Origin of the sequence: Rhizorhabdus wittichii (genome assembly GCF_017607425.1) — a bacterium.
Taxonomy (GTDB): Bacteria; Pseudomonadota; Alphaproteobacteria; order Sphingomonadales; family Sphingomonadaceae; genus Rhizorhabdus; species Rhizorhabdus wittichii.
The window spans coordinates 4,433,826-4,457,823 of record NZ_CP059319.1; the positions used below are offsets into that span (position 1 = coordinate 4,433,826).

Sequence of the window (23,998 nt, forward strand, 5' to 3'; positions counted from 1 at the left end):
CCTCCCGCTTGCGGGAGGGGTAAGGGGGTGGGCTCCGCGCCCACCTCGAACGACAACGCTAGAAAAGGCCGGGCGGCCCACCCCCGGCCCCTCCCGCAAGCGGGAGGGGGGAACAAAGGCAAGACGATGACCACCGCCTCCACCGCCCAGTTCGTCAACATCGGCGAGCGCACCAACGTCACCGGGTCGGCCGCCTTCAAGAAGCTGATCATGGGCGGCGACTATGCCAAGGCGGTCGAGGTCGCGCGGCAGCAGGTCGAGAACGGCGCGCAGATCGTCGACGTCAACATGGACGAAGGCCTGCTCGACGCCGAGCTGGCGATGACGACCTTCCTCAAGCTGATCGCCGCCGAGCCCGACATCGCGCGGGTGCCGGTGATGATCGACAGCTCGAAATGGTCGGTGATCGAAGCCGGGCTGAAATGCGTATCGGGCAAGCCGATCGTCAACTCGATCAGCATGAAGGAGGGCGAGGAGGCCTTCCTGGCGCAGGCGCGCAAGTGCCGGGCCTATGGCGCCGCCGTCGTGGTGATGGCGTTCGACGAGGTCGGGCAGGCCGACACCAGGCAGCGCAAGGTCGATATCTGCGAGCGCGCCTACAAGCTGCTGGTCGGCGACGGCTTCGCGCCCGAGGACATCATCTTCGATCCGAACATCTTCGCGGTCGCGACCGGGATCGACGAGCATCGCCGCTACGCGATCGACTTCATCGAGGCGACCGCCGAGATCAAGAAGCGCTGCCCGCACTGCCACATCTCGGGCGGCGTATCGAACCTCAGCTTCTCCTTCCGCGGCAACGAGCCGGTGCGCCGCGCGATGCACAGCGTGTTCCTCTACCACGCGATCCAGGCGGGGATGGACATGGGCATCGTCAACGCCGGCCAGCTCGACGTCTACGACGCGATCGATCCGGTGCTGCGCGAGGCGTGCGAGGACGTGATCTGGGACCGGCGGCCAAAGAACGGAGGCGACGCGACCGAGCGGCTGATCGAGCTCGCCGAAAGCTTCAAGGGCAAGGACGCCGCTGCCGAGAAGGCGGCCGAGGAATGGCGCGGCTGGGACGTCGCCAAGCGGCTCGAACATGCGCTGGTCAAGGGCATCGACGCGCATGTCGTCGACGATACCGAGGAGGCCCGCCAGCATTTCGCCCGGCCGATCGAGGTGATCGAAGGGCCGCTGATGGACGGGATGAACGTCGTCGGCGACCTGTTCGGATCGGGCAAGATGTTCCTGCCGCAGGTGGTCAAGTCCGCCCGGGTGATGAAGAAGGCGGTCGCCTATCTGCTGCCCTATATCGAGGCCGGGAAGGTGCAGGGCGAGCGGTCCAAGGGCAGGATCGTCATGGCCACCGTCAAGGGCGACGTCCACGACATCGGCAAGAACATCGTCGGCGTGGTGCTCCAGTGCAACGGCTATGAGGTCATCGACCTCGGCGTGATGGTGCCGTGGACCGACATCCTCAGGGCCGCGAACGAGAACGACGCCGACATCATCGGCCTGTCGGGGCTGATCACCCCCTCGCTCGACGAGATGGTGACCGTCGCGACCGAGATGGACCGCGCGAAGATGCAGCTTCCGCTGATGATCGGCGGCGCCACCACCTCGAAGGTCCACACCGCGCTGCGGATCGCGCCGGCCTATGCCGGGCCGGTCATCCACGTCCTCGACGCCAGCCGCGCGGTCGGCGTCGCCTCGACCCTGTTGTCGGACACGCAGCGCGACGATTTCGTGGCGAAGACGGCGGCCGACTACGAAGCGGTGCGCAAGGCGCGCGAAGGCAAGGGGCAGAACGAGCTGGCGACGATCGAGGAGGCGCGCGCCAACGCCTTCGTCGCCGATTTCGCGCTCAAGCCCGACGCCCCGAAGCAGCCCGGCACCCATGTCTTCACCGACTGGCCGCTCGAGGACCTGCGCGAGATCATCGACTGGACCCCCTTCTTCCGCGCCTGGGAGCTGGCCGGCAACTATCCCGCGATCCTCGACGACGCGGTGGTGGGCGAGAGCGCGCGCGGCCTGTTCGCCGACGCGCAGAAGATGCTCGACCAGATCATCGCCGAGAAATGGCTGACCGCGAAGGGCGTCGCGGCGCTGTGGCCGGCGCATGCCGATGGCGACGACGTGATCGTCCGGGCCGATAGCGGCGAGGTCCGCCTGCCCTTCCTGCGCCAGCAGATCAGGAAGCGCGAGGGGCGGGCGAACATGTGCCTGGCCGACTTCGTCGCGCCGGCCGACGACTGGATGGGCGGCTTCGCGGTCGGCATCCACGGCATCGATCCGCACATCGCGCGGTTCAAGGCCGACCATGACGACTATCGCGACATCCTGCTCAAGGCGCTCGCCGACCGCCTCGCCGAGGCCTTCGCCGAGCGGCTCCACCTCCATGTCCGCACCACCCTGTGGGGCTATGCCGAGGGCGAGCAGCTCACCAACGAGGCGCTGATCAAGGAGCAGTATCGCGGCATCCGCCCGGCGCCCGGCTATCCGGCCTGCCCCGACCACAGCCAGAAGCCGATCCTGTTCGACCTGCTGAAGGCGGGCGACGCGACCGGCATCACCCTGACCGAGAGCTTCGCGATGCTGCCGACGGCGGCGGTGTCGGGCTTCTATTTCGGCCATCCCGAGGCGAGCTATTTCGGCGTCGCGCGGATCGGCCGCGACCAGCTCGAGGACTATGCCGCGCGCCGCGCGATCGACCTCGCCACGGCGGAGCGCTGGCTGCGGCCGAACCTGGATTAGGCGAAGTCTCCGGACGATAGGGATTTCATCAGCTTTTCGTGTCTATGGTGACGGATGCGTTTCGCCGTCCCGTTCCTGCTGGCCCTGGCCTCCCCGCTCCCGGCCGCGCCGTTCACCGTCGAGGAGACGGGCGCCGGGTTCGCGACCCTCGCCGGGGCGGTCGCGGCGGTCGGTGATCGCACCGCGACGATCCGCATCGCGCCGGGCCGCTATGGCGACTGCGTGGTGCAGATAGCGGGGCGGATCACCTATCGCGCCGAACGGCCGCTGACCGCGATCTTCGACGGGGGCATCTGCGAGGGCAAGGCGGTGCTGGTGCTGCGCGGGCGGGGCGCGGTGGTCGACGGGCTGGTGTTCCGCAACCTGCGCGTCGCCGACGGCAACGGCGCCGGCATCCGCATCGAGCGGGGACCGCTGTCGGTCGCCAACAGCCTGTTCCGCGATTCGGAGGAGGGCATCCTCGGCGGCGGCGACGATCCCGCCAGCGACATCGTCATCGACCGGTCGACCTTCATCGGCCTCGGCCGCTGCGACCGCGGCCTGGCCTGCGCGCACTCGATCTACCTCAGCGCCTTCCGTTCGGTGACGGTCCGCCGCAGCCGCTTCGAGCAGGGGCAGGGCGGCCATTATGTGAAGAGCCGGTCGCCGCGCATCCTGATCGCCGATTGCAGCTTCGACGACAGCCAGGGACGCGCCACCAACTATATGATCGACCTGCCCGAGGGCGCGGTCGGGCGGATCGAGCGCAACATCTTCGTCCAGGGCGCCGACAAGGACAACCACGCTGCGCTGATCGCGGTCGCGGCCGAAAGCCGCCGCAATCCCTCGGCCGGGCTGGAGGTGGTGCGCAACCGCGCGCAGCAGGTGTCGAGCGCCGCCTGGCCGACCAGCCTGATCGCCGACTGGAGCGGATCGCCCAAGGCCGTCGAGGGCAATATGCTGGGCGGGCGGATCGATCCCTATCTGGCGATCAAGCCCGAGACGCCCTCCTTCACCGCGCGGGTGAAGCGCCGGCTGTACGGCTATGCGATTCGCTTCAGGGATTGGTTGGCCGGCTGACCGTCACGGCGCCGGGCAGTTGCCGCCGAGATCGAGGCAGCGGCCGTCGACCGGCACCGGCGGCCTGATCCCCGCCACCGCCGCCAGGGTCGGGGCGATGTCGACGACCTGCGCGGGCTGGTCGCGCGACGCGGCGGGGGCGCCCGGCCACCAGAACAGGATCGGGACCTGCCGGTCGTGGTTCCAGGGCGTGCCGTGGCCGGCGACGCTGTCGCCCGGCTTGGTCGGCATGCCGAAGCTGGTCCGCTCCGCGAACACCGTCAGGATGTCGCCCGACCGTTCGGGATCGAAGCTCAGCCGCATCCGCTGCGGCAGGGTCAGCATCTCCGGCGGGGTACCGGCGGGCACCGTCGCCGCCTGGATATCGGCCTGGGTGAAGGCCGCGACCACCTCGGGCTGCTGCTTGATCCAGGCGAGCGCCGCGAGGCGGATGCGCTCCGCCAGCGCGGCATCGTCGCCAGCGCGGACATAGAGCTGGTCGGCGTCGCCGATCAGCGGGTCGTCGCCCGCGCCGAGGCCCAGCTCGGTCTTCACCGCGGCGTTGAGCCGCTTGACGAAGCCTCGGCCGTCGAGCCGGCTCGCCTTGCCGTCATGCTCGTGCTGGCGCTCGGCGGCGTCGGTCGATCCATGGTCGGCGGTGAGGACGACGACGAACGGGACCTTCTGGGCTTCGACCGCCTTGATCAGCCGGCCGATCGTCGCGTCGAGCGCGGCCTGCTGCGCGCACATCTCGGCGCCGCCATTGCCGAAGCGATGGCCGACATAGTCGGTCGCCGACAGGCTGACCGCCAGCACGTCGGTGGCGGGGCCGTGGCCGAGCTTCTCGCGCGCGATCAGTTGCGTCGCGAAATCGACGGTCAGCGAATCGAACAGCGGCGAGGCGCGCAGCGCGGCCTGGAAGGCGCGGCCGTCGAGATAGTCGTCGCCTTTCATCGCTTCGATCTCGGCCTCGGGCGGGACATTGCCCGAGACGTCGAGCTGGCCGAAGCGGTGCGGCTTGCGCAGCGCGGCGCAGCGCTTGGGCAGGGCCGGCCACAGCGTCGGCCGCGCCGTCTTCCATCCGCTCAGCAGCGGCGCGTCGAACGCGGCGGCCGGCTCGGTGACCGCCGGGGTCGCGGGACCGGCGAAGGCGGACGTGCCGAAGCCCTCGCCGTCGTTCCACCAGTAGACGGCGTCGGCGGTCTTGCCCGCCATGGCGATCGCGGCGCGGTCCTTGCCCGACACGGCGAAGCTGCGCGCGCCGGGCTCGGCGGCCTTGATCCAGTCGCCCAGCGTGGTGACGCGGATGTTCTGCGGCCCGCGCGCCTTGGGGTTGGACTGGCCGGGGACCGAGACGCAATAGACCGACTTGCCCGTCTTCCGGTCGATCCAGCTATTGGCGACGATGCCGGTGCCGGCGGGGAAGCGGCCGGTCAGGATCACCGAATGGCCGGGGCAGGTCTCGGTCGAGGCATGGCTGTGATAGGCGACCGGATAGGCGATCCCGCGCGACAGGGTGGCGAGGCCCGCCCGGTAGCTGGAGCGGTAGCGGTTGAAGACCTCGCTGGAGAACTGGTCGACCGAGATGGCGAGGATCAGCTTCGGCTTGGGCGGCGGCGCCGCCTGCGCGGCGGCGGGAGCGGCAAGCAGGGCGGCGGCGAGGAAAAGCGTCTTCATGGTCATCCGTTGATTCGATCGTTCCACACAGGCAGCGGTCGGACAAGCGGGTTGCCCGTGCTCCATGTCAGTTTGATGATGTCTGTCCGCCATGCGGGGCGGTCCAGGCGCGCTTGCCGCCGATCCAGGTCTCGAGCGGCCGGGCGGCGCGCAGGTCGGCGATCCCGGCGGTGAAGATGTCGCGGTCGAGGATCAGGAAATCGGCCATGTGCCCCGGCGCCAGCGAGCCGATCCGGTCCTCGGCGAAGCCGGCATAGGCGGCGGTCGCGGTGAAGGCGCGGAACGCCTCGGCCAGGCTGACGATCTGCTGCGGTTGCCAGCCGCCGGGCGGCTGCCCCGCCGCGTCCTGCCGGCTCACCGCCGCCGCGAGCGCGGGGAAGGGGTTGGGGCTCTCGACCGGCGTGTCGGAACCGAAGGCGAGCGGCACCTTGTTGTCGAGCATCGCCTTCCAGGCATAGGCGCCGCCGAGCCGCGCCGGGCCCAGCCGCGCCTCGGCCATCAGCCGGTCCGAGGTCTGGTGGACGGGCTGCATCGAGGCGACGATGCCATGCTTGGCGAAGCGCGGCAGGTCGGCCGGGTCGACGATCTGGGCATGCTCGATCCGCCAGCGCCGGTCGCCCTTGTAGGTCGCGGCGAGCTCGTCGATCGCGTCGAGCAGCTGCGCGTTGGCGGCGTCGCCGATCGCATGCACGGCGGTCTGGAAGCCGTCCATCGCGGCGCGGCTCATCAGGTTGCGGAGCTTGGTGTCGTCGAGGAAGCTCAGGCCGGTCTGGCCGGGCGCGTCGGCATAGGGCGCCTTCAGCCACGCCCCGCGCGAGCCGAGCGCGCCGTCGTCGTAGAGCTTGACCCCGATCATCCGCAGCCGGCCGTCATAGAGCCACGGCGTCGGCCCGGTGCCGGCGACGGCGAGCAGCGTCGGGATGCCCCCGGCATAGGAGATGATCCGCACCCGCAGCCGCCCGGCGTCGCCGGCGCGGCGCATCACCAGCCAGTCGTCGCCCGACGTGCCCATGTCGGCGATCGCGGTGATGCCGAAGCCGAGCAATATCTCCTGCGCCTTGGCGAGCGCGGCGTCGCGGTCGCGCGGCAGCATCGGCGGCACCGCCTTGCGGATCAGGTCCTGCGCGGCGTCGACGAACACGCCGGTCGGCTTGCCCTTCGCGTCGCGCTCGATCCGCCCGCCGGCCGGGTCCTTGGTCGCGGCGGTGATCCCGGCCGCCGCCATTGCGGCGCTGTTGGCGAGCAGCGCATGGCCGTCGACCCGGTCGAGGACCACCGGCCGGCCCGGCGTGATCGCGTCGATGTCCGCCGCGGTCGGGAAGCGGCCCAGCCCCCAGCGCTCCTGGTTCCAGCCGCGCCCGCGAATCCAGGGCGGGGTCGGGCGGTCGGCGGCATAGGCGCGCAGCGCCGCCTGCGCCTCGGCGAGGCTGTTCGTCCCCGACAGGTCGAGCGACAGCGCCGCCTCGCCCAGCGCCATGACATGGCCGTGCGCGTCGATCAGGCCGGGGACGACGGTGCGGCCCTTGGCGTCGAGCCGGAAGTCGAGCTTCTCGGGCCGCTTGTCGTCGCGGTCGAGCAGCCTGGCGACCTTGCCCTGGTCGTCGATCAGCAGGCCGTTGAAGCGGACGAGCTGGCCCTTGCCGTCGAAAGTGTAGCCGTTGGCGTTGTCGATCAGGCCGTCGGCGAGGGCGGGCGAGGCGAGGAGGGCGAGCGCGAGGGCGAAACTTCTGACCCGCCTGGTTCGAGAAACGAGACCGCTCGTCATGACGGCATCGTCATCCCGGACTTGATCCGGGATCCAGAAACGCAACGTCGGAGCAAGGGGCGCGTCGTTGCGGCTCTGGATGCTGAATCAAGTTCAGCATGACGAAAAGCCATGGGCGAGAGGCGGCGGATCATCCCTTGGGCAGCCGCTTCACCACCGAGGAGATGTCCTCGCGGCCGCAGCCGAGCGCCTGGGCGTCGGCGTAGAACTGGTCGGCGAGCGCCGCGAAGGGGAGCGCGGCGCCGTTGGCGCGGGCCTCCTCGATCGCGATGCCGAGGTCCTTGCGCATCCAGTCGACCGCGAAGCCGAAGTCGAAGCTGTCCTCCGCCATCGTCTTCCAGCGGTTGAGCAGATACCAGCTCGCCGCCGCGCCGCCCGACACCGCCTCGAACACCCGGTCGAGGTCGAGGTCGGCGTTCTGGGCGAAGCGCAGCGCCTCGGCCGCGCTCTGCATCGCGCCGGCGATGCAGATCTGGTTGACCATCTTGGTGGTCTGCCCCGCGCCGGGGCCGCCGATATGGACGATCCGCGACGAATAGGCCTGCATCAGCGGGGTCGCGGCCTCCATCGCCTTGTCGGAGCCGCCGCACATGATCGACAGCGTCCCCGCCTCGGCGCCCGACTGGCCGCCCGAGACCGGCGCGTCGACGACCAGCAGGCCGCGATCGCGCCCCTCGACCGCGAGCTGGCGGGCGATCTTGGCGGAAGCGGTGGTGTGGTCGACGTAGAGCGCGCCCTTCTTCATCGCCGCGAAGCAGCCGTCCTTGCGCAGCGTCACCGCCTCCAGGTCGCCGTCGGCGCCGACGCAGCTCAGCACCGCATCGGCGTCCTCGGCGGCGGCGGCGGGGGTCGGCGCCCAGCGCCCGCCGTGCCGCTCGACCCAGGCCTCCGCCTTCGCGCGGGTGCGGTTGTAGACGGTGACGTCGTGGCCGGCTTCGGCCAGATGTCGTGCGATGGGGGCGCCCATCGCGCCCAGCCCCAGAAAGGTCACCTTTGCCATGGCCACCGCATAAGATGGAATTTCCCGGGACGCTAGGAGTCTGCCGATGAATCGGCTATGGCGCGCCCACTATGGCAAGCGTGCAGATCCAGAACGACGCCGATGGCGTCCCCGTGACGATCGATGATGTCCGTGCGGCCCATGCGCGGATTTCCTCGTCGATCGTGCGTACCCCCGTCCTGAAGAGCCGCACGCTCAGCAACATTACCGGCGCCAATGTCTGGCTGAAGTTCGAGAATCTCCAGTTCACCGCCGCGTACAAGGAGCGCGGCGCGCTCAACAAGCTGCTCCAGCTCACCGACGAGCAGAAGGAGCGCGGCGTGATCGCCGCGTCGGCCGGCAACCATGCGCAGGGCCTCGCCTATCATGGCGCGCGGCTCGGCATCCCGGTCACCATCGTCATGCCGAAGCCGACCCCGACGGTGAAGGTCCAGCAGACCGAGGGCCATGGCGCCCGCGTCATCATGGCGGGCGAGCGCTTCGACGACGCCTATGAAACCGCCCGGCAGCTCGAACAGCGCGAGGGGCTGACCTTCGTCCATCCGTTCGACGATCCCGACGTGATCGCGGGCCAGGGCACGGTCGCGCTCGAAATGCTCGAGGACGCGCCGGAGATCGATACGCTGGTCGTGCCGATCGGCGGCGGCGGGCTGATCTCGGGATCGGCGGTGGTCGCGCGCGCGGCGGCGAGCCCCAAGCGCGTGATCGGCGTCCAGGCCGAGCTCTATCCGTCGATGTACGCCAAGATGAAGGGGCTGATCCTGCCCTGCGACGGCGACACGCTGGCGGAGGGCATCGCGGTCAAGCAGCCGGGGACGGTCACCTCGGGGATCGTCCGCTCGCTGGTCGACGACATCGTGCTGGTCGCCGAGCGCGAGCTGGAGACCGCGGTCTCGACGCTGCTCCAGATCGAGAAGACCGTGGTCGAGGGCGCCGGCGCCGCGGGCCTCGCCGCGCTGCTCGCCCATCCCAAGCTGGTGCGTGGCCGCAATGTCGGCATCATCCTGACCGGCGGCAACATCGACACCCGGCTGCTCGCCAACGTGCTGTTGCGCGACCTCGCCCGCTCGGGCCGGCTCGCCCGCCTCAGCATCCGGTTGCAGGACCGGCCGGGCGCGCTGTTCCACGTCGCCCGCGTGTTCGACGAGCAGCAGGTCAACATCGTCGAGGTCTATCACCAGCGCGTGTTCACGACGCTGCCCGCCAAGGGCCTGATCGCCGAGATCGAATGCGAGACCCGCGACGCCGCGCATCTCGAACGGCTGCTCAAGGCGCTGAACCACGAAGGCTATGAAGTGAAGACCGTGGAAGCCGGCTGAAGCCGGCTTCCACGGTTTGTTTGTTTGGCCTCAGGCGCCGGGTTTTTTTGTTTGGCCTCAAGCGCCGGCGGTCGCATCCGCGACCTTGGCTATCCTCGCATAAGCTCGGGCGGCCGCCACGGCTCGCTTCGCGAGCCGATCTCCGCCTACGGACTGCCCCCGGCAGTCCGCGGATGGCTCCGATCCTTGCGGGATGCTGGCGTATCCCGACGCTGAGCTGATCGTCGGAGCCCGACAGGGCTCCGCAAGCGCGAACGCGCGTCCGAGCTTATGCGAGGATAGCCAAGCGGACGGATGTCCGCGCCGGCGCCTGAGGCCAAACAAGGCGCCGACAAAAGATTCAAGGTTAATGCTCTTTTCATGACGTTCATGCGTAGGCATAGTCATGGGACCGGTGGGTTCGGCAACTTCATGGGGCAGGCTTTCGAATGACGGCGCAGTTCCGATTTCCGCGCTTCTTCGTGACGACTCCCGGCCCGTGCCCTTATCTGGCGGGTCGCACCGAGCGGAAGGTGTTCACCGAATTGTCGGGTCCCAACGCCGCCGAGCTCAACGACGCGCTCGGCCGGATCGGCTTCCGCCGCAGCCAGGGCGTCGCCTATCGCCCGACCTGCGTCGATTGCCAGGCCTGCGTTTCGGTCCGCGTCGTCGCCAATGAATTCCGGCCCAATGCCAGCCAGCGCAAGCTGATCCGCCGCCATGCCGATCTCGACATCAGCGTGTGCAAGCCCTGGACCACCGAGGAACAGTTCGCGCTGCTGCGCCGCTACCTCAAGGCCCGCCATCCGGGCGGCGGCATGGCGCAGATGGACGAGCTCGACTTCGCCGACATGGTCGAGCAGACCCCGGTCAAGACCCATGTCGTCGAATATCGCGAGCCCGCGACGAACGGCCGGCCGGGCAAGCTGGTCGGCGCCTGCCTGACCGACACCCAGTCGGATGGGGTGTCGATGGTCTACAGCTTCTTCGAGACCGAGGATGATTCGCGCCCCGGCCTCGGCACCTTCATCATCCTCGAACATATCCGCCGCGCGGCCGAAGGCGGCCTGCCCTATGTCTATCTCGGCTATTGGGTCGAGGGCTCGGCGCGGATGCAGTACAAGACCCGCTTCCAGCCGCTCGAACGGCTGTCGGCGGGCGGCTGGCACCGCTTCGAGGCGCCGCCGCTCCCGGCCGAAGGAACCGGCGCCGGCTTCCCCGCGCCGTCGAAGCTCGGCCAGCTCATCTGATCGGTTGAGGCCGGCGAAAGCCAGCCCCGTCCATGGATTCCCGCTTTCGCGGGAATGACGGGAAGAAAAAGGCGATATCGGCCGGGTTTCGTCGGGGGCCGGCGTTCCTACTTCGCTGGCGCCGCCGTCACCCGCCAGACCTTGCCGCCGACGTCGTCGGTGATCATCAGCCCGCCGCGCTTGCCGATCGCCACCGCGACCGGACGGCCGCGCGCCTCACCGGTCGGGGAGAGGAATCCGGTCAGCATGTCGCGCGGCTTGCCCATCGGCTTGCCCTGCGCGAACGGCACGAACACCAGCTTGTAGCCCGAGAGCGGGCGGCGGTTCCACGAGCCATGCTCGGCGATGAAGGCGCCGCTGGCATAGTCGGGGCCGAGGATCGCGCCCTCGGCGAAGGTCAGCCCGAGCGCGGCGACGTGCGGGCCGAGCGCATAATCGGGGCGGATCACATAGGATTGGAGGTCGTCCTCCGGCTCCGGCACGCGCTTGTCGACGGCGCCGCCCCAATAATACCAGGGCCAGCCGTAGAAGCCGCCGAGCTGCACCTCGGTCAGATAGTCGGGGACCATGTCCGACCCGAGCATGTCGCGTTCGTTGACGACGGTCCACAGGTCGCCGGTGGTCGGCTCATAGGCCATGCCGTTCGGGTTGCGCAGGCCATAGGCGAAGACCCGGTCCTTGCCCGAGGGCAGCGCGACCTGGAGGATCGCGGCGCGCTTCGCCTCCAGGTCCATGCCGCGCTCGCCGATGTTGGAGGCCGATCCGACCGCGACGTAGAGCGACTTGCCATCGGGCGCGAGCAGCAGGTTGCGGGCCCAATGATTGTAGCCGCCCGGCAGCCGGGCGACGACGACCGGCTTGGCGTCGATCCTGGTCTGGCCCGGGGTGAAGGGCACGCGGACGACCGCGTCGGTGTTGCCGATGTAGAGCTGGCCGTCGGCCCAGGCCATGCCGCTCGGCGAGTTGAGCCCGGCGATCAGCACCGTCTTGAGCTCGGCCTTGCCGTCGCCGTCGGCGTCGCGCAGCAGGATGATGCGGTTGGGGGAGGCGACGCCGGCCCCCGCCCGCGCCATCGCCCGGTTCATCACGAAGCCGGTGATCCCGCCGCCGCCGTTGTCCGCGTCGCGCGGCGGCGAGTTGCTCTCGCTGACCAGCACGTCGCCATTGGGCAGGACGTAGATCCAGCGCGGATGGGTCAGCCCCTCGGCGAAGGCCGCGACCGACAGCCCCTTCGCGGCGACCGGCTTCTCGCCGGCCTTCCAGCCGACCGCCTTGGCGACGGCGAGGGTCGGCAGCAGCGTCTCGCGGGGCTCGCTGAGCTCGGGCGTGGGGCCGGTCACCTTGGCGAAGGCGATCTCGGCCCGCTCGCGCGTCGCCAGCAGGTAGAGCGCCGTCACCGCCGCGACGATCAGGACGACGGGCAGGGCGATGAGCAGCTTCTTCTTGGTCGTCACGGGACCTCTCCGACTGGCTTCGTTCCGCCGCTATAGCGCATTCGGGTGGCCGCCGTCATGTCGTGAGAGCGGGAAGCCTCGGAAAAGGTTCCTTATTATCGCTCAGCTTTCCCGACCATGGGCTTCGGCCGGCGGGTGGAGCAGCATCTGCCGCACCCGGCGCTCGTCGGCGTCGGTGATCTCGAGCCGCCAGCCGCTCGGATGCTCGACGATCTGCCCCGCCTGCGGCACCTGCCCCGCCAGCGCGGAGGCGAGGCCGCCCAACGTCTCGACGTCGTCGTCGATGTCGGCGAGCCGGGGGTCGATCAACCGGGCGACGTCCTCCAGTTCGGCGCGGGCGTCGGCCGACCAGATCGCGTCGTCGAGCGGCACGAGCAGGTCGGCTTCCTTCTCGTCATGCTCGTCCTCGATGTCGCCGACGATCTCCTCGACCAGGTCCTCGATCGTCACCAGCCCGTCGGTGCCGCTATATTCGTTGAGGACGATCGCCAGATGGGTGCGCGTCTCGCGCATCTCGGCGAGCAGGTCGATGATCCGCATCGACGAGGGCACGTAGCGCGGCTGGCGGATCAGCCCGGCGATCGTCGCGGGCCGCGCCGCGCCGGTCGCGATGATCCGGAACACGTCCTTGACGTGGATCATGCCGGTGACGTGGTCGAGATCCTCGCCATAGACGGGCAGGCGGCTGTGCTCGGCCTCGGCGAAGCGGGCGACCAGCTCGTCGAAGCCGATCGCCTCGGGCACCGCGACGATGTCGCCGCGCGGCACGCCGATGTCGCCGACGGTGCGTTCGCCGAAATGCAGGATGTTGCGGAGCATCTCGCGCTCGGCGGAGGACAGGTCGTCCCCTTCGCCGCCATCGCCTTCATGCTCCTCGATGACTTCCTCGATCTGGTCGCGCAGACTGGGCTCTTGCTCGGGTGCAAAGAGCGAGCGCAGTCCGCGCCACCATCGTCCGCCGCTGTCCGCGGCGCTGCTACTACTGTCGTCGGGCATCGTCTTTCTTGCGCCGTTCTCTCGCGCTGATTCGCTAACCGAAATGGGCACCGGGGGGCAATCCCATCTTTGCATATGGAGGAAAGGGCGGCGTCCGGGGAAAAAATCCCGCCGGGCGAAGGAATAAAGATCGCCTCTCGGGCGTATTAGCAGGATGTTGTGTGTGCTTTTCCCTTCGCTTCCCGGCCGTCGACGGGCGGGAAGGGCCTGACGCCATGCATATCGATCTCGATCATGGCGGGCCCGACGGCATGGCCGCGGACGTCGCCGTCATCGGCGCCGGCGCCGCCGGCATCACCATCTGCCGCCGCCTGCTGGCGGAAGGGCTGTCGGTCATCCTGCTCGAAAGCGGCGGCTTCGATCACGAGCCGGGTCCCTCGGCGCTCAACGCCGGCGAGAATGTCGGCGAGGACTATTATGCGCTGGAGGATGCGCGGCTGCGCTTCTTCGGCGGCACCACCGCGATCTGGGGCGGGCGCTGCGCCGAGTTCGACCCGATCGATTTCGAGCGCCGTCCCTGGATTCCCCATTCGGGCTGGCCGTTCGGCCATGCGGAGATCGCGCCCTATTATGCCGAGGCGCGCGCTGCCTTCGGCCTGCCGCGCGTCCTGCCCGATCTCGCCGAGGCGCTCGATCCGCTGCTGCCCGCCTTCGCCGATCATGAGCTGGCGACGCCGGCCTGGCTGTTCGACGAGCGCTTCGACCGGTTCAGCCATGCCAACAGCCGCGACCTGATCGATCATCCGCGCTGCACCGTCGTCACCCACGCCACGGTGCGGGAGATCATGGCGGCGAGCTCGGCGCGGGGCGTCGAGCGGCTGCTGGTCCGCAACCTGGCGGGCCGGCGGCTGGCCGTCACCGCGCGCCATTATGTGCTGGCGGCCGGCGGGATCGAGAATCCGCGCCTGCTGCTCGCCTCGCGATCGGTGATGCGCTGCGGGCTCGGCAACGGCCACGACCAGGTCGGCCGCTATTTCATGGAGCATCCGCACGCGCGCGGCGGCAAGGTGGTCGGCGGCGCGAGCTGGGCGCTGCTGCGCGCCTTCGGCCGGCACAGGGTCGGCGCGCTATCGGTCGCGCCGCTGATCGCCGCGGCGCCGGCGCTGCAGGCGCGCGAAGGGCTGCTCAACACCTCGCTGACCCTCGCGGGCCGGCGGCCGGCGGAAGGGCGGCAGGCGCTGCTGCTCGCCGCCTATGAGCGGATCAAGCACGACACCGCCCCGACGGCGCGCGGCCGCCATCTGTGGAAGATGATGAAGCGGACCGTGAACAGCCTCCAGAAGATCGTCGATCCGGCCCGCCCCTGGGCGCTGGAGAAGCTGGGCCTGACCGACCTGGCGCTGGTGGTGCGGGCCGAACAGGCGCCCAATCCCGACAGCCGGGTGAAGCTGGGCGACGTGCTCGACGCCACCGGCATGCCGCGCGCGCAGCTCGACTGGCGGACCAGCGCGATCGACGTCGACAGCGTCCGGGGGCTGGTCGGCGCGCTCGGCCGCGAGCTGCGGCGGCTCGGCCTCGGCAAGGTCGAGCCCGCCGCCTGGCTGGCCGAGGAGCCGCGCCGCTGGACCACCGATCCGCTGATCAGCACCCATCCGATCGGCGGCTATCACCATATGGGCACCACCCGCATGGCCGACGATCCGCGCCGCGGCGTCACCGACGGGCAGGGGCGCGTCCATGGCGTCGACAATCTCCATGTCGCCGGCAGCTCGCTGTTCCCGACCTCGGGCTGGGCCAACCCGACGCTGACGATCGTCGCGCTGGCGATGCGCTCCGCCGACCGGATCGCCGACCGGCTGCGCGCCGCGCCCGTGCCGTCGCTCCACACGCTGAAGCCGCGCATCGCCGCAGGCTGAGCGGCGGCGGCGTTCAGTCCTCGGTGATGGCGTAGGGGTCGTCGATCCCGAGCGTGGCGAGCGCGACGCGCTCCAGGTCCTCCATCGCCTCCGCCTCGTCGTCCTCGATATGGTCGTAGCCGAGCAGGTGGAGCGTGCCGTGGACGATCAGGTGGGTCGCATGCTCGGCGGTCGGCACACCCTTCTCGGCCGCCTCGCGCACGCAGACCCCGCGCGCGAGGATGATGTCGCCGAGCAGCACCTCGCCGTCGTCGCTGTTGTCGAGCCCCTCGATCAGGTCGTCCTGCACCATCGGGAAGCTCAGCACGTTGGTGGGCTTGTCCTTCTGGCGATATTGGCGGTTGAGCGCGTGGACCTCGTCGTCGTCGGTCAGCCGGATCGACACCTCGGCCATATAGGCGGCATCGAGCATCGCGGCGTGCGGCGTCGTCCGCATCGCCGCCGTCACCGCCTCGATCGCCAGCCTTTCCCAGTCGGTGCCGTCCTCCCAGTCGGGCTCCGCCTGCACCGCGACCTCGATCATGGATTGTCGGGCCCTTCATAGGCCTCGACGATGCGGCCGACGATCGGGTGGCGGACGACGTCGGCGGCGCCGAAGCGGATCGTCGCGATCCCCTCTATCCCTTCGAGCCGGCCGACCGCGTCGGCGAGGCCCGACTTGCCGATGTCGGGAAGGTCGATCTGGCGCGGATCGCCGCACACCACCATGCGGCTGTTCTGGCCGAAGCGGGTGAGGAACATCTTCATCTGCGCGGGCGTGGTGTTCTGCGCCTCGTCGAGGATGACGAAGGCGTCGCTCAGCGTGCGGCCGCGCATGAAGGCGATCGGCGCGATCTCGATCTCGCCGCTGGCGATGCGCCGCTCGACCTGCTCGGTCGGCAGCATGTCGTAGAGCGCGTCGTAGAGCGGGCGGAGATAGGGATCGACCTTCTCCTTCATGTCGCCGGGCAGGAAGCCGAGCCGCTCGCCCGCCTCGACCGCCGGGCGCGACAGGATCAGCCGGTCGACCGTGCCCTGGATGAGCTGCTGCACCGCCTGGGCCACCGCCAGATAGGTCTTGCCCGTGCCCGCCGGGCCCAGCGCGAAGATGATGTCGGAGCGGTTGAGCGCCTCCATGTAGCGGATCTGGGTGGCGGAGCGCGGGACGATCGTCTTCTTGCGCGTCCGGATCATCACCTTGGGCGGATCGGAGACGTCGTTGCGGATGATGCCCTCCAGCGTCGGCTCGGCCGACATCGCGATCACCGCCTCGACGGCGCCGGTGTCGAGGTCCTGGCCCTGGACGATCCGGTTGTAGAGCCCGGTCAGCACCTCGCGGGCGCGCCCCGCGGCCTCGGCCTCACCCTCTATCTGCAGCTTGTTCCCCCGGGCCGCTATATAGACCCCCAGCCGGTTTTCGATCGCCACCAGATTCTGGTCGAACTCACCGAACAATCGGCCGAGGAGCTGGGGTTTGTCGAAGAGGATCTCTAGCCGGGCGCGATCTCCGGCCTGCGCGGGAACGGGCTTGCGCGACATAAGGAGCGGCGGTTTCCTTTCCTTTATCGACCCCCTGACGGGGTGTCGTCGGGTGTCAACGATCCTACGCGCATTTCGACCCATGCGAAGAGCAAAAGCGGTGGACCGGCATACTTATCCACCGCCGATGTGGCAGTTGGGTGACGCTGTTTCAGATCCTCCCCATGCTCCGCATGGGGAGGGGGACCGCCGAAGGCGGTGGAGGGGGCGACGGCGCAGCCGGCGCTATCGCGCGCCGTGACCCCTCCACCATGCTGCGCATGGTCCCCCTCCCCATCGCTGCGCGATAGGGAGGATTTTTCAGGCGGCCTTTTGTTCGACCAGGGCGCCGCTCAGGCTGTTGGGCCCGGCCGAGACGATGTCGACCGTGACCAGCGTGCCGATCGCGGGACCGTCCTCGACGATCACCGACTGGAGCCAGGGCGACTTGCCGATCCGCTGGCCGGGCTTCTTGCCGTCGCGTTCGATCAGCACCTCGCAGCGCTTGCCGACCGTCGCCAGGTTGAAGCGGTGCTGCTGCTCGTTGAGCAGCGCCTGGAGTCGTTGCAGCCGCTCGTCCATCACCGCCGGTGCGACCTGGCCGTCCATCGACGCGGCGGGGGTGCCGGGGCGGGGGCTGTATTTGAAGCTGAACGCCTGGGCGTGGTCGACCGCGCGGACGATGGCGAGGGTCGCCTCGAAATCCTCGTCGGTCTCGCCGGGGAAGCCGACGATGAAGTCGCCCGAGACCGCGATGTCGGGCCGCGCCGCGCGGACCCGCTCGATCAGGCGCAGATAGCCGGCGGCGTCGTGGCTGCGGTTCATCGCCTTGAGGATGCGATCCGATCCCGCCTGCACCGGCAGATGGAGGAAGGGCATCAGCTTCGCCACCTCGCCATGCGCGGCGATCAGGCCGTCGCTCATGTCGTTGGGGTGGCTGGTGGTGTAGCGGATGCGGGCGAGGCCGGGCAGCGCGTCGAGCGCGCGGATCAGCCCGTCGAGGCCTTGCGTCCGGCCGCGATCGTCCTCGCCGGTCCAGGCGTTGACGTTCTGGCCGAGCAGGGTGATCTCGCGCGCGCCGGCGTCGACCAGCGCCTTCGCCTCGTCGACGATCGCGCCCCACGGCCGCGAGATTTCCGCCCCGCGCGTATAGGGGACGACGCAATAGGTGCAGAATTTGTCGCAGCCCTCCTGCACGGTCAGGAAGGCGGTCGGCCCCTGGCGGCGGCGCTTCGGCAGCGCGTCGAACTTCGACGCGGCGGGCATGTCGGTGTCGAGCGCGCGGCGGCCCTCGGCGGCGTCGGCGACGAGCTGGGGCAGGTTGTGATAGGCCTGCGGCCCGACGACGATGTCGACCGCGGGGGCGCGGCGTGGAATCTCGGGCCCTTCGGCCTGGGCGACGCAGCCGGCGACGGCGATCATCGGCCGCGCCCGGCCCTCCTCGGCGTCGGCGGCCTTCTTCACGATCCGGCCGATGTCCGAATAGACCTTCTCGGCCGCCTTCTCGCGGATGTGGCAGGTGTTGAGCACGACCAGGTCGGCGGCGTCGGCGCTGTCGGCGGCGTGCATGCCCTGCGCCTCGAGCAGCTCGGCCATGCGCGCGCCGTCATAGACGTTCATCTGGCAGCCGAACGACTTGACGTGGAAGCTCTTGGGGGCGGGGCGCGACATGCCGCGGCCCATAGCCGAAGCCGCGCCGATGCGAAAGATGCGCGTCAGCTCAGGGGCAGGGCGAGCGCGGCGGCGACGGCGGCCTGGGCCCGCGCCGCCAGCGCCTTGCGGTCGTCGGACGGCGGCAGCGGTTCGAGGAAGCGGATCGTGCAGCGCAGCCGGCCCGGCCGGCCGAGAACCTTGGCCGCATTGGGGCCGAGGTCCTCGTCGCCGGTCCAGCAGATCTCGCTCGCCGCCGCGTCATAGTCGATCGCGACCGGCTGGACGGCGATGCCGGGCGGCGGCGGCGCGACCGAGGCGAACAGCGCCGGGCGGAACGGGAAGAGCGAGCGGCCGTCGCCGGTCGTCCCCTCCGGGAACAGCGCGACCGGATGGTGGTCGAGCAGTGCCTGGCCGAGCTGGTCGACCTGGCCGTGCGCGGCGCGGCGGCTGGTGCGGTCGATGAAGATCGTGCCGCCGATGCGCGCGAGCATCCCGACCAGCGGCCAGCCGCCGACGTCGTCCTTGGACACGAAGCAGGTCGGCGTCGCCCCGCCGAGCGCCAATATGTCGAGCCAGCTCACATGGTTGGCGACGTAGAGCACGTCGCGGCCGAGCGGCCGGCCCTCGATCCGCACGTCGAGGCCCATCGCCTCGCCGAACCATTGCAGGAAGAAGCGGACCCAGCCGATCCGCTTGCGCAGCGGCCAGCTCAACGCATAGCCGGCCAGGCAGAAGGCGAGGACGGACAGCCCGACGACGACGCGCGCGATCGCTCTCGAACGGCGCACCGACGGATTATTTCGTTCGGTTGGCCGAAACGCCGTAGAGTTCGAGCCGGTGGTCGACCAGGCGGAAGCCCAGCTTCTCGGCGATGCGGCGCTGCAGCTCCTCGAGCTCGCCGTCGACGAACTCGATCACCTCGCCGGTCTCGACGTTGATCAGATGATCGTGATGGGTTTCGGGCGCCGCCTCGTAACGGGCGCGGCCGTCGCCGAAATCATGGCGCTCCAGGATGCCGGCATCCTCGAACAGGCGGACGGTGCGATAGACCGTCGCGATCGAGATGCCCGGATCGATCGCGGCGGCGCGCTGGTGGAGCAGCTCGACGTCGGGATGATCATCGGCGTCGGAAAGAACGCGGGCGATGACGCGCCGCTGTTCGGTGATGCGCAGACCCTTGTCCGCGCAGAGCTGTTCGATGTCGATCTTGCCCGGCATAGGACCGCCTTGTTAGCCGTATTGCACATGCGAAAACAAGGGCCGCGAAGATCGGGTTCGACCGGAAACGGCCGGGGAGGGATTTTCCCGCTCCCCGGTCCTGTTTTCGCGATCAGCGGGTCCGGCGCTTGGTGCCGAGGCCGATCTTCTTGGCGAGCGAGCGGCGCTGCTCGGCATAGTTGGGGGCGACCATCGGATAGTCGGCCGGCAGGTTCCACTTGGCGCGATACTGCTCGGGGGTCATCTGATAATGGGTCATCAGGTGGCGCTTGAGCATCTTCAGCTTCTTGCCGTCTTCGAGGCAGACGATGTAGTCGGGCTTGATCGAGGCGCGGATCGAGACGGCGGGCTCCTGCTTCACTTCCGGCTCCGCCACTTCGTCGCCGAGCGACGCCAGGGCGTTGTGGACGTTCTGGATCAGCAGCGGAAGATCGGAAACGGCGACACTATTGTTGCTGACATGCGCGGAAACGATGTCCGCGGTCAAAGCAATCAACGTCTCGGTGAGCCCATTATTGTCCGACATGGTGCAATCCTTATTCAAAAATATCACGAAGCTAGTCTTTGAGTACCCCTGTACCCACTCAATTTCGGCGCTCTGCGCCCATTCGGGCCGAATTGCAACTCGTTTTGCCAGAAATGATCGGTCAAACCAGTTCAGGCGGGACAAGATAAGGTTAAAGCGTCGTGCATTTGTCCGTCTGTCGCGCGGTAATAAGCGGGACGGCGGCCGATCGGCTCGAATCCGGCCTTTTTATATAGTTCGATTGCCGGATTATTATGGCGGACTTCAAGGTGAAGACGCACTCCATTACGGAGACGCAACAAGTCCAGCGATCGCCCGATCAGCGCGGTGGCGATGCCGAGGCGGCGGCTTTCGGGGGCGACCGCGAGCAGCAGCAGTTCGGCCTCGTCGGCGATCAGCCGGTTGAGTGCGAAGCCGGCGGGGACGTCGCCGATCCGCGCCAGCGTCAGCGTGGTGCCGGGCAGCGCCATCATCGACAGCAGCTGGGGCTCGGTCCAGGCTTCGCCATAGCGGGGATCGAACGCCCGGTTCATCACGGCCATCACCGCGTCGATCCCGTCGAAGCCGACCTCCTCGATGACCAGCCCGCTCATGCGGCGGGCTTCGCGTCGGCGCCCCGGCCGTAGATCGGGCTGGGGGGAAGCTGCGCGAGGGAGGGCGGCAGGGCGATGGTCCCGGCCGCGCGCGGCAGCCGGTCGTGCGCGACGCCGCTGCCGCGCGCGGCGACGAGCTGGTCGGCGCCCGATCCGAAGACATGGCCGTCGGGCACCGCGGCGGCGGCCTCGGCGGGCGGGAGCGAGGCGAGCTCGGACAACGGCGCGAGCGGCGCGGTCGCATAGCGCTGGACGAACAGCTCGCCATGGCCGCCGATCAGCGCGACGCCGATCGCGGCCTCGCCCTCCGCCGCCGCGGTCGCGGCGATCGCCGCCATCGACGAATAGCCGTGGACCGGGACGCCCCAGCCGAGCGCGAGCGCGCGGGCGGCGGCGAGGCCGACGCGGACGCCGGTGAAGCTGCCCGGGCCGCAATCGACCAGGATGGAGTCGGCGCGGCCGCCGCCGGGCAGCGCGGCGATCATCGGCATCAGCCGTTCGGCATGGCCCCGGCCGACGACGTCATGCGCCTCGGCGACGATCGCGCCGTCTTCGATCAGCGCCACCGAACAGGCGGCGGTGGCGGTATCGATCACGAGCGCGCGCGACATTCCGGGTCAGGCGATCCTGGTGAACTCCTCGAACGCCGGGCGGGGCAGGCGTTCGAAGATCGTTGCGGGATCGCCATAGCCGATCGTCGAGATGAAGTTGGACTTGACGGTGGTGCCGGCGAAGAAGGCCGCGTCGACCGCGTCATTGTCGAAGCCCGACATCGGGCCGGTGTCGAGGCCCAGCGCGCGGGCGGCGAAGATGAAATAGGCGCCCTGGAGCGAGCTGTTGCGCATCGCCGTCGCGTGGACCAGCGGCGCGTTGGGCGCGCCCTCCGCGTCCATGAACCAGGACCGGGCGTCGGACACCGGGAAGAGGCGGGGGGCATGGTCGTAGAAGGCCATGTCCATGCCGATGATCGCCGTCACCGGCGCCTTGACGATCTTCGCCGCATTGGTGCCCGAGGCGAGCCCGGCCAGCTTGTCCTTGGCCTCCTGGCTGACGCACCAGACGATCCGCGCCGGGAACAGGTTGGCGGAGGTCGGGCCGAACTTCATCAGGTCCCAGATCCGGCGGAGCTGGTCCTCGCCGACCGGCTTGTCGAGATAGCCGTTATACGAGCGCCCCTCACGGAAGAGCAGGTCCATACCCTGCTCGGACAAAGGTTCGGCCATGCTTTCCATTCCCCTCTAGATTGTCCCGCGCCGCCGATCAGGCGGCCCGGACCTCGGTCACCTCGGGCACATAATGCTTCAGCAGGGTCTCGATGCCCTGCTTGAGCGTCGCGGCCGACGACGGGCAGCCCGAACAGGCCCCCTGCATCGACAGGTAGACGGTGCCGCGCTGGAAGCCACGATAGACGATGTCGCCGCCGTCGCGCGCCACCGCCGGGCGCACCCGCGTATCGATCAGGTCCTTGATCTGCGCGACGATGTCGGCGTCGGCCGGGTCATCGGTGAAGTCGCTGTCGTCGATCGCGATCTCGGCGGCGCTGCCGCCCGTGAACAACGGCGCCTCGGACGAGAAATGATCGAGCAGGACGCCGAGCACCTGCGGCTTGAGCCCGATCCACTCAACCCCCTCGGCCGCCGTCACCGAGACGAAGTCGCGGCCGAAGAAGACGCCGGTCACGTCGCCGAGCGAGAACAGCGCCTCGGCGAGCGGGGAGGCCGAGGCCTCGTCCGGATCGACGAAATCGCGGGTCCCCGTGGTCATCACCGGGCGGCCGGGCAGGAATTTGAGCGTCGCCGGATTGGGGGTCGGTTCGGTTTCGATCAGCATGAGCGTCATTTGGGGTGAGATGGCGGCCGGATCAAGCCATTCCTTCTTTACCTGGGGCGCGAAGGACGAGATGAGGGAGCGCGTTTCCTCGGGCGATGGTGGTCGATGTTTCTTTGGAAGAACGCCGTCGTGATCTGCGTCCTGCTGGGCCTGGCCACCCTGCCGGCGACGATGCTCGTCCGCCAGCGGTGGGAGAAGGGCTATGTCGCGCGGCTGGTGATCGGCGGCGGGCTGATGGCCTGCCTGGCGGTGAGCGCGGCGCCGATGCTGCTGACCCAGATCGGATTCCTGCTGGTGATGGTCGCCAGCTTCGACAAGCGGGTGCCGATCGCGGCCACCTATCTGTTCTTCTTCTTCTGGGCGCCGGCGGCGGGATCGCTGCTCGCGGTGGCGGGGGCCTATATCGCCCCGCTCACCCCCTTCCTGTCCTTCGCCGGCGCGCTGTTCGCCGGCTATCTGCTCCATCCCGAGCATCACCAGCGCCGGCGCTTCGTGATGACCGACCTCTATCTGCTCGGTTTCCTGCTGGTCTTCTGCGTCTGCGTCTCGCTGCGGGCGCCGCCGAGCGGCATGGCGCGCAACGTGGTGAACTATTTCATCCCCTATATGCTGACCTACCATGTCCTCTCGCGGGTCAGGATCGCCCGGCCCGAACTGGTGCTGCGCCTGCTGCTGTTCGGCGCGGCGGCGGCGAGCCTGCTGTGCATCTTCGAGACCGTGCGCCACTGGCCGCTCTATGCGGGGATCGCCTGGGTCAAGGGCGACCTGTGGACGATCGACATGCCGACCACCTGGCTCCAGCGCGGCGGCATCGCCCGGGCCTATGGCCCCTATGCCCATCCGCTGACGGGCGGCGCCATGCTCGGCCTCGCGGCGACCGCGGCCTGGGCGCTCTATCAGGCGCGCGGGCGCTCCGGGCCGATGCTGGCGCTGGGCATCGCCACGCTGCTCGGGCTGGCCGCGACGCTCTCGCGATCGGGGATGGTCGCGATCGCGGTGGGGATCATGGTCTTCCAGTTGCTGCGCGGGCGGTACATGCTCGCGCTGCTGATGCCGCTGGCGGGGGTGATCGTCATCACCACCCTGCCGATCCTGGGGCATGACGACGCGCGCCTGTCGACCCTCTACCGGCTCGAACTCGTCACCGGGGTTCCCCGCGCGCTCGGCCATGGCGTGTGGTTCGGCTATCGCGAGGCGATCCAGCAGGGGCTGCTCGACGCCTTCATCCAGGGGCAGGGCATCGTCGATCTCGTCAACACCTATCTGGCGATCGTCGTCCAGGGCGGGGTGGCGTCGCTGGTCCCGTTCCTCGTCTTCCTGCTCTCCACCTTCCTCCACTATCCGGCGATCCGGCGGATGCGGCCCGACCGCGAGCAATTGCTGCTCGCCCAGGCGCTGGTCGCGATCCAGGCGGCGCTGCTCGTCTCGCTCGCGCTGCTGAGCAGCTGGGCCGCGCCGATGCAGCTGAGCTTCGTCGTCGCCGCCCTGCTGATCGCGCTGCGCTTCGAGGTCGCCCGCGCCCATGACGCCGCGCGCAAGGCGGCGAAGCCCGCCCCGCTGGTCGCGACATTGCCCGATATCGAGGGCGAGAGGTTGCCGGCGCTGCGCTGA

21 protein-coding genes are annotated in these 23,998 nt (G+C 69.3%); 6 read left to right on the plus strand and 15 right to left on the minus strand.

What is annotated here, in order from left to right:
* Positions 1-126 precede the first annotated feature (126 nt).
* Positions 127-2,736: a methionine synthase gene (gene metH / locus HRJ34_RS21370; RefSeq protein ID WP_208632346.1), complete on the plus strand. Its 2,610-nt coding sequence runs from the start codon at positions 127-129 to the stop codon at positions 2,734-2,736.
* A 54-nt stretch (positions 2,737-2,790) separates the two neighbouring features.
* On the plus strand, positions 2,791-3,795 hold the full coding sequence (locus HRJ34_RS21375) for a right-handed parallel beta-helix repeat-containing protein (protein WP_208632347.1): 1,005 nt from the start codon (positions 2,791-2,793) through the stop codon (positions 3,793-3,795).
* A gap of 3 nt (positions 3,796-3,798) precedes the next feature.
* Here HRJ34_RS21375 and HRJ34_RS21380 read toward each other — a convergent pair whose 3' ends face one another.
* The 3 genes from HRJ34_RS21380 to HRJ34_RS21390 form a co-directional block, all read right to left on the minus strand.
* On the minus strand, positions 3,799-5,451 hold the full coding sequence (locus HRJ34_RS21380) for an alkaline phosphatase family protein (RefSeq protein WP_226948883.1): 1,653 nt from the start codon (positions 5,449-5,451) through the stop codon (positions 3,799-3,801).
* A 67-nt stretch (positions 5,452-5,518) separates the two neighbouring features.
* Positions 5,519-7,216, minus strand: a complete 1,698-nt coding sequence (locus HRJ34_RS21385) for an amidohydrolase (protein ID WP_208632349.1) — start codon at positions 7,214-7,216, stop codon at positions 5,519-5,521.
* A gap of 130 nt (positions 7,217-7,346) precedes the next feature.
* Entirely contained in the window at positions 7,347-8,237 is an 891-nt protein-coding gene (locus HRJ34_RS21390; protein ID WP_226952269.1) for an NAD(P)-dependent oxidoreductase, read from the minus strand.
* A gap of 50 nt (positions 8,238-8,287) precedes the next feature.
* On the opposite strand from HRJ34_RS21390, the gene HRJ34_RS21395 reads away from it, so the two are divergent.
* A complete protein-coding gene (locus HRJ34_RS21395; protein WP_012048610.1) occupies positions 8,288-9,535 on the plus strand; it encodes a threonine ammonia-lyase in 1,248 nt (415 codons plus the stop codon).
* A gap of 428 nt (positions 9,536-9,963) precedes the next feature.
* Complete coding sequence (locus HRJ34_RS21400; protein WP_012048609.1) at positions 9,964-10,764, plus strand: arginyltransferase; 801 nt, start codon at positions 9,964-9,966, stop codon at positions 10,762-10,764.
* 107 nt (positions 10,765-10,871) lie between these two features.
* Here HRJ34_RS21400 and HRJ34_RS21405 read toward each other — a convergent pair whose 3' ends face one another.
* A complete protein-coding gene (locus tag HRJ34_RS21405; RefSeq protein ID WP_016744666.1) occupies positions 10,872-12,218 on the minus strand; it encodes a PQQ-dependent sugar dehydrogenase in 1,347 nt (448 codons plus the stop codon).
* A gap of 102 nt (positions 12,219-12,320) precedes the next feature.
* Positions 12,321-13,289 carry a hemolysin family protein gene (locus HRJ34_RS21410; RefSeq protein WP_208632350.1) on the minus strand — a complete coding sequence of 323 codons (969 nt, stop codon included), beginning with the start codon at positions 13,287-13,289 and terminating at the stop codon, positions 12,321-12,323.
* A 140-nt stretch (positions 13,290-13,429) separates the two neighbouring features.
* Between HRJ34_RS21410 and HRJ34_RS21415 the strand changes: the two genes are divergently transcribed.
* On the plus strand, positions 13,430-15,070 hold the full coding sequence (locus HRJ34_RS21415; RefSeq protein WP_208632351.1) for an FAD-dependent oxidoreductase: 1,641 nt from the start codon (positions 13,430-13,432) through the stop codon (positions 15,068-15,070).
* 13 nt (positions 15,071-15,083) lie between these two features.
* Here the strand turns inward: HRJ34_RS21415 and ybeY are convergent, their stop codons facing one another.
* The 10 genes from ybeY to HRJ34_RS21465 all read right to left on the minus strand — a co-directional run bounded on the left by ybeY (position 15,084) and on the right by HRJ34_RS21465 (position 22,387).
* Positions 15,084-15,593 carry an rRNA maturation RNase YbeY gene (gene ybeY / locus HRJ34_RS21420; protein ID WP_016744669.1) on the minus strand — a complete coding sequence of 170 codons (510 nt, stop codon included), beginning with the start codon at positions 15,591-15,593 and terminating at the stop codon, positions 15,084-15,086.
* Positions 15,590-16,588 (minus strand): PhoH family protein, encoded by a 999-nt coding sequence (locus HRJ34_RS21425; RefSeq protein WP_020372083.1) that lies wholly within the window; start codon positions 16,586-16,588, stop codon positions 15,590-15,592. The genes ybeY and HRJ34_RS21425 overlap by 4 nt, the downstream gene beginning before the upstream one ends.
* Positions 16,589-16,888: 300 nt before the next feature.
* Positions 16,889-18,250 (minus strand): tRNA (N6-isopentenyl adenosine(37)-C2)-methylthiotransferase MiaB, encoded by a 1,362-nt coding sequence (gene miaB, locus HRJ34_RS21430; RefSeq protein WP_208632352.1) that lies wholly within the window; start codon positions 18,248-18,250, stop codon positions 16,889-16,891.
* A gap of 32 nt (positions 18,251-18,282) precedes the next feature.
* Positions 18,283-19,008 carry a lysophospholipid acyltransferase family protein gene (locus HRJ34_RS21435; protein WP_016744672.1) on the minus strand — a complete coding sequence of 242 codons (726 nt, stop codon included), beginning with the start codon at positions 19,006-19,008 and terminating at the stop codon, positions 18,283-18,285.
* Between the two features lie 7 nt (positions 19,009-19,015).
* Positions 19,016-19,438 (minus strand): Fur family transcriptional regulator, encoded by a 423-nt coding sequence (locus HRJ34_RS21440; RefSeq protein ID WP_012048601.1) that lies wholly within the window; start codon positions 19,436-19,438, stop codon positions 19,016-19,018.
* A gap of 112 nt (positions 19,439-19,550) precedes the next feature.
* Positions 19,551-19,964 (minus strand): MucR family transcriptional regulator, encoded by a 414-nt coding sequence (locus HRJ34_RS21445; RefSeq protein ID WP_012048600.1) that lies wholly within the window; start codon positions 19,962-19,964, stop codon positions 19,551-19,553.
* 131 nt (positions 19,965-20,095) lie between these two features.
* A complete protein-coding gene (locus tag HRJ34_RS21450; protein WP_012048599.1) occupies positions 20,096-20,557 on the minus strand; it encodes a GNAT family N-acetyltransferase in 462 nt (153 codons plus the stop codon).
* The gene (tsaB, locus tag HRJ34_RS21455) at positions 20,554-21,168 is read right to left on the minus strand and encodes a tRNA (adenosine(37)-N6)-threonylcarbamoyltransferase complex dimerization subunit type 1 TsaB (RefSeq protein ID WP_208632353.1); all 615 of its coding nucleotides are present in this window, start codon (positions 21,166-21,168) and stop codon (positions 20,554-20,556) included. Before tsaB ends, HRJ34_RS21450 begins: the two co-directional genes overlap by 4 nt.
* 6 nt (positions 21,169-21,174) lie before the next feature.
* Positions 21,175-21,780, minus strand: coding sequence for a malonic semialdehyde reductase (locus HRJ34_RS21460; RefSeq protein WP_012048597.1), 606 nt, complete (start codon positions 21,778-21,780; stop codon positions 21,175-21,177).
* 37 nt (positions 21,781-21,817) lie between these two features.
* The gene (locus HRJ34_RS21465; protein WP_208632354.1) at positions 21,818-22,387 is read right to left on the minus strand and encodes a NifU family protein; all 570 of its coding nucleotides are present in this window, start codon (positions 22,385-22,387) and stop codon (positions 21,818-21,820) included.
* Positions 22,388-22,492: 105 nt separating this feature from the next.
* On the opposite strand from HRJ34_RS21465, the gene HRJ34_RS21470 reads away from it, so the two are divergent.
* Positions 22,493-23,998 carry a hypothetical protein gene (locus tag HRJ34_RS21470; RefSeq protein WP_208632355.1) on the plus strand — a complete coding sequence of 502 codons (1,506 nt, stop codon included), beginning with the start codon at positions 22,493-22,495 and terminating at the stop codon, positions 23,996-23,998.

Bases quoted from the DNA above. Each gene is read 5' to 3' on its own strand.
- metH (WP_208632346.1), top strand. From the start codon at position 127: ATGACCACCGCCTCCACCGCCCAGTTCGTCAACATCGGCGAGCGCACC.
- HRJ34_RS21375 (WP_208632347.1), top strand. From the start codon at position 2,791: ATGCGTTTCGCCGTCCCGTTCCTGCTGGCCCTGGCCTCCCCGCTCCCG.
- HRJ34_RS21380 (WP_226948883.1), bottom strand. From the start codon at position 5,451: ATGAAGACGCTTTTCCTCGCCGCCGCCCTGCTTGCCGCTCCCGCCGCC.
- HRJ34_RS21385 (WP_208632349.1), bottom strand. From the start codon at position 7,216: ATGACGAGCGGTCTCGTTTCTCGAACCAGGCGGGTCAGAAGTTTCGCC.
- HRJ34_RS21395 (WP_012048610.1), top strand. From the start codon at position 8,288: ATGGCAAGCGTGCAGATCCAGAACGACGCCGATGGCGTCCCCGTGACG.
- HRJ34_RS21400 (WP_012048609.1), top strand. From the start codon at position 9,964: ATGACGGCGCAGTTCCGATTTCCGCGCTTCTTCGTGACGACTCCCGGC.
- HRJ34_RS21410 (WP_208632350.1), bottom strand. From the start codon at position 13,289: ATGCAAAGATGGGATTGCCCCCCGGTGCCCATTTCGGTTAGCGAATCA.
- HRJ34_RS21415 (WP_208632351.1), top strand. From the start codon at position 13,430: ATGCATATCGATCTCGATCATGGCGGGCCCGACGGCATGGCCGCGGAC.
- ybeY (WP_016744669.1), bottom strand. From the start codon at position 15,593: ATGATCGAGGTCGCGGTGCAGGCGGAGCCCGACTGGGAGGACGGCACC.
- HRJ34_RS21425 (WP_020372083.1), bottom strand. From the start codon at position 16,588: ATGTCGCGCAAGCCCGTTCCCGCGCAGGCCGGAGATCGCGCCCGGCTA.
- miaB (WP_208632352.1), bottom strand. From the start codon at position 18,250: ATGGGCCGCGGCATGTCGCGCCCCGCCCCCAAGAGCTTCCACGTCAAG.
- HRJ34_RS21440 (WP_012048601.1), bottom strand. From the start codon at position 19,438: ATGCCGGGCAAGATCGACATCGAACAGCTCTGCGCGGACAAGGGTCTG.
- HRJ34_RS21445 (WP_012048600.1), bottom strand. From the start codon at position 19,964: ATGTCGGACAATAATGGGCTCACCGAGACGTTGATTGCTTTGACCGCG.
- HRJ34_RS21450 (WP_012048599.1), bottom strand. From the start codon at position 20,557: ATGAGCGGGCTGGTCATCGAGGAGGTCGGCTTCGACGGGATCGACGCG.
- tsaB (WP_208632353.1), bottom strand. From the start codon at position 21,168: ATGTCGCGCGCGCTCGTGATCGATACCGCCACCGCCGCCTGTTCGGTG.
- HRJ34_RS21460 (WP_012048597.1), bottom strand. From the start codon at position 21,780: ATGGCCGAACCTTTGTCCGAGCAGGGTATGGACCTGCTCTTCCGTGAG.
- HRJ34_RS21465 (WP_208632354.1), bottom strand. From the start codon at position 22,387: ATGCTGATCGAAACCGAACCGACCCCCAATCCGGCGACGCTCAAATTC.
- HRJ34_RS21470 (WP_208632355.1), top strand. From the start codon at position 22,493: ATGTTTCTTTGGAAGAACGCCGTCGTGATCTGCGTCCTGCTGGGCCTG.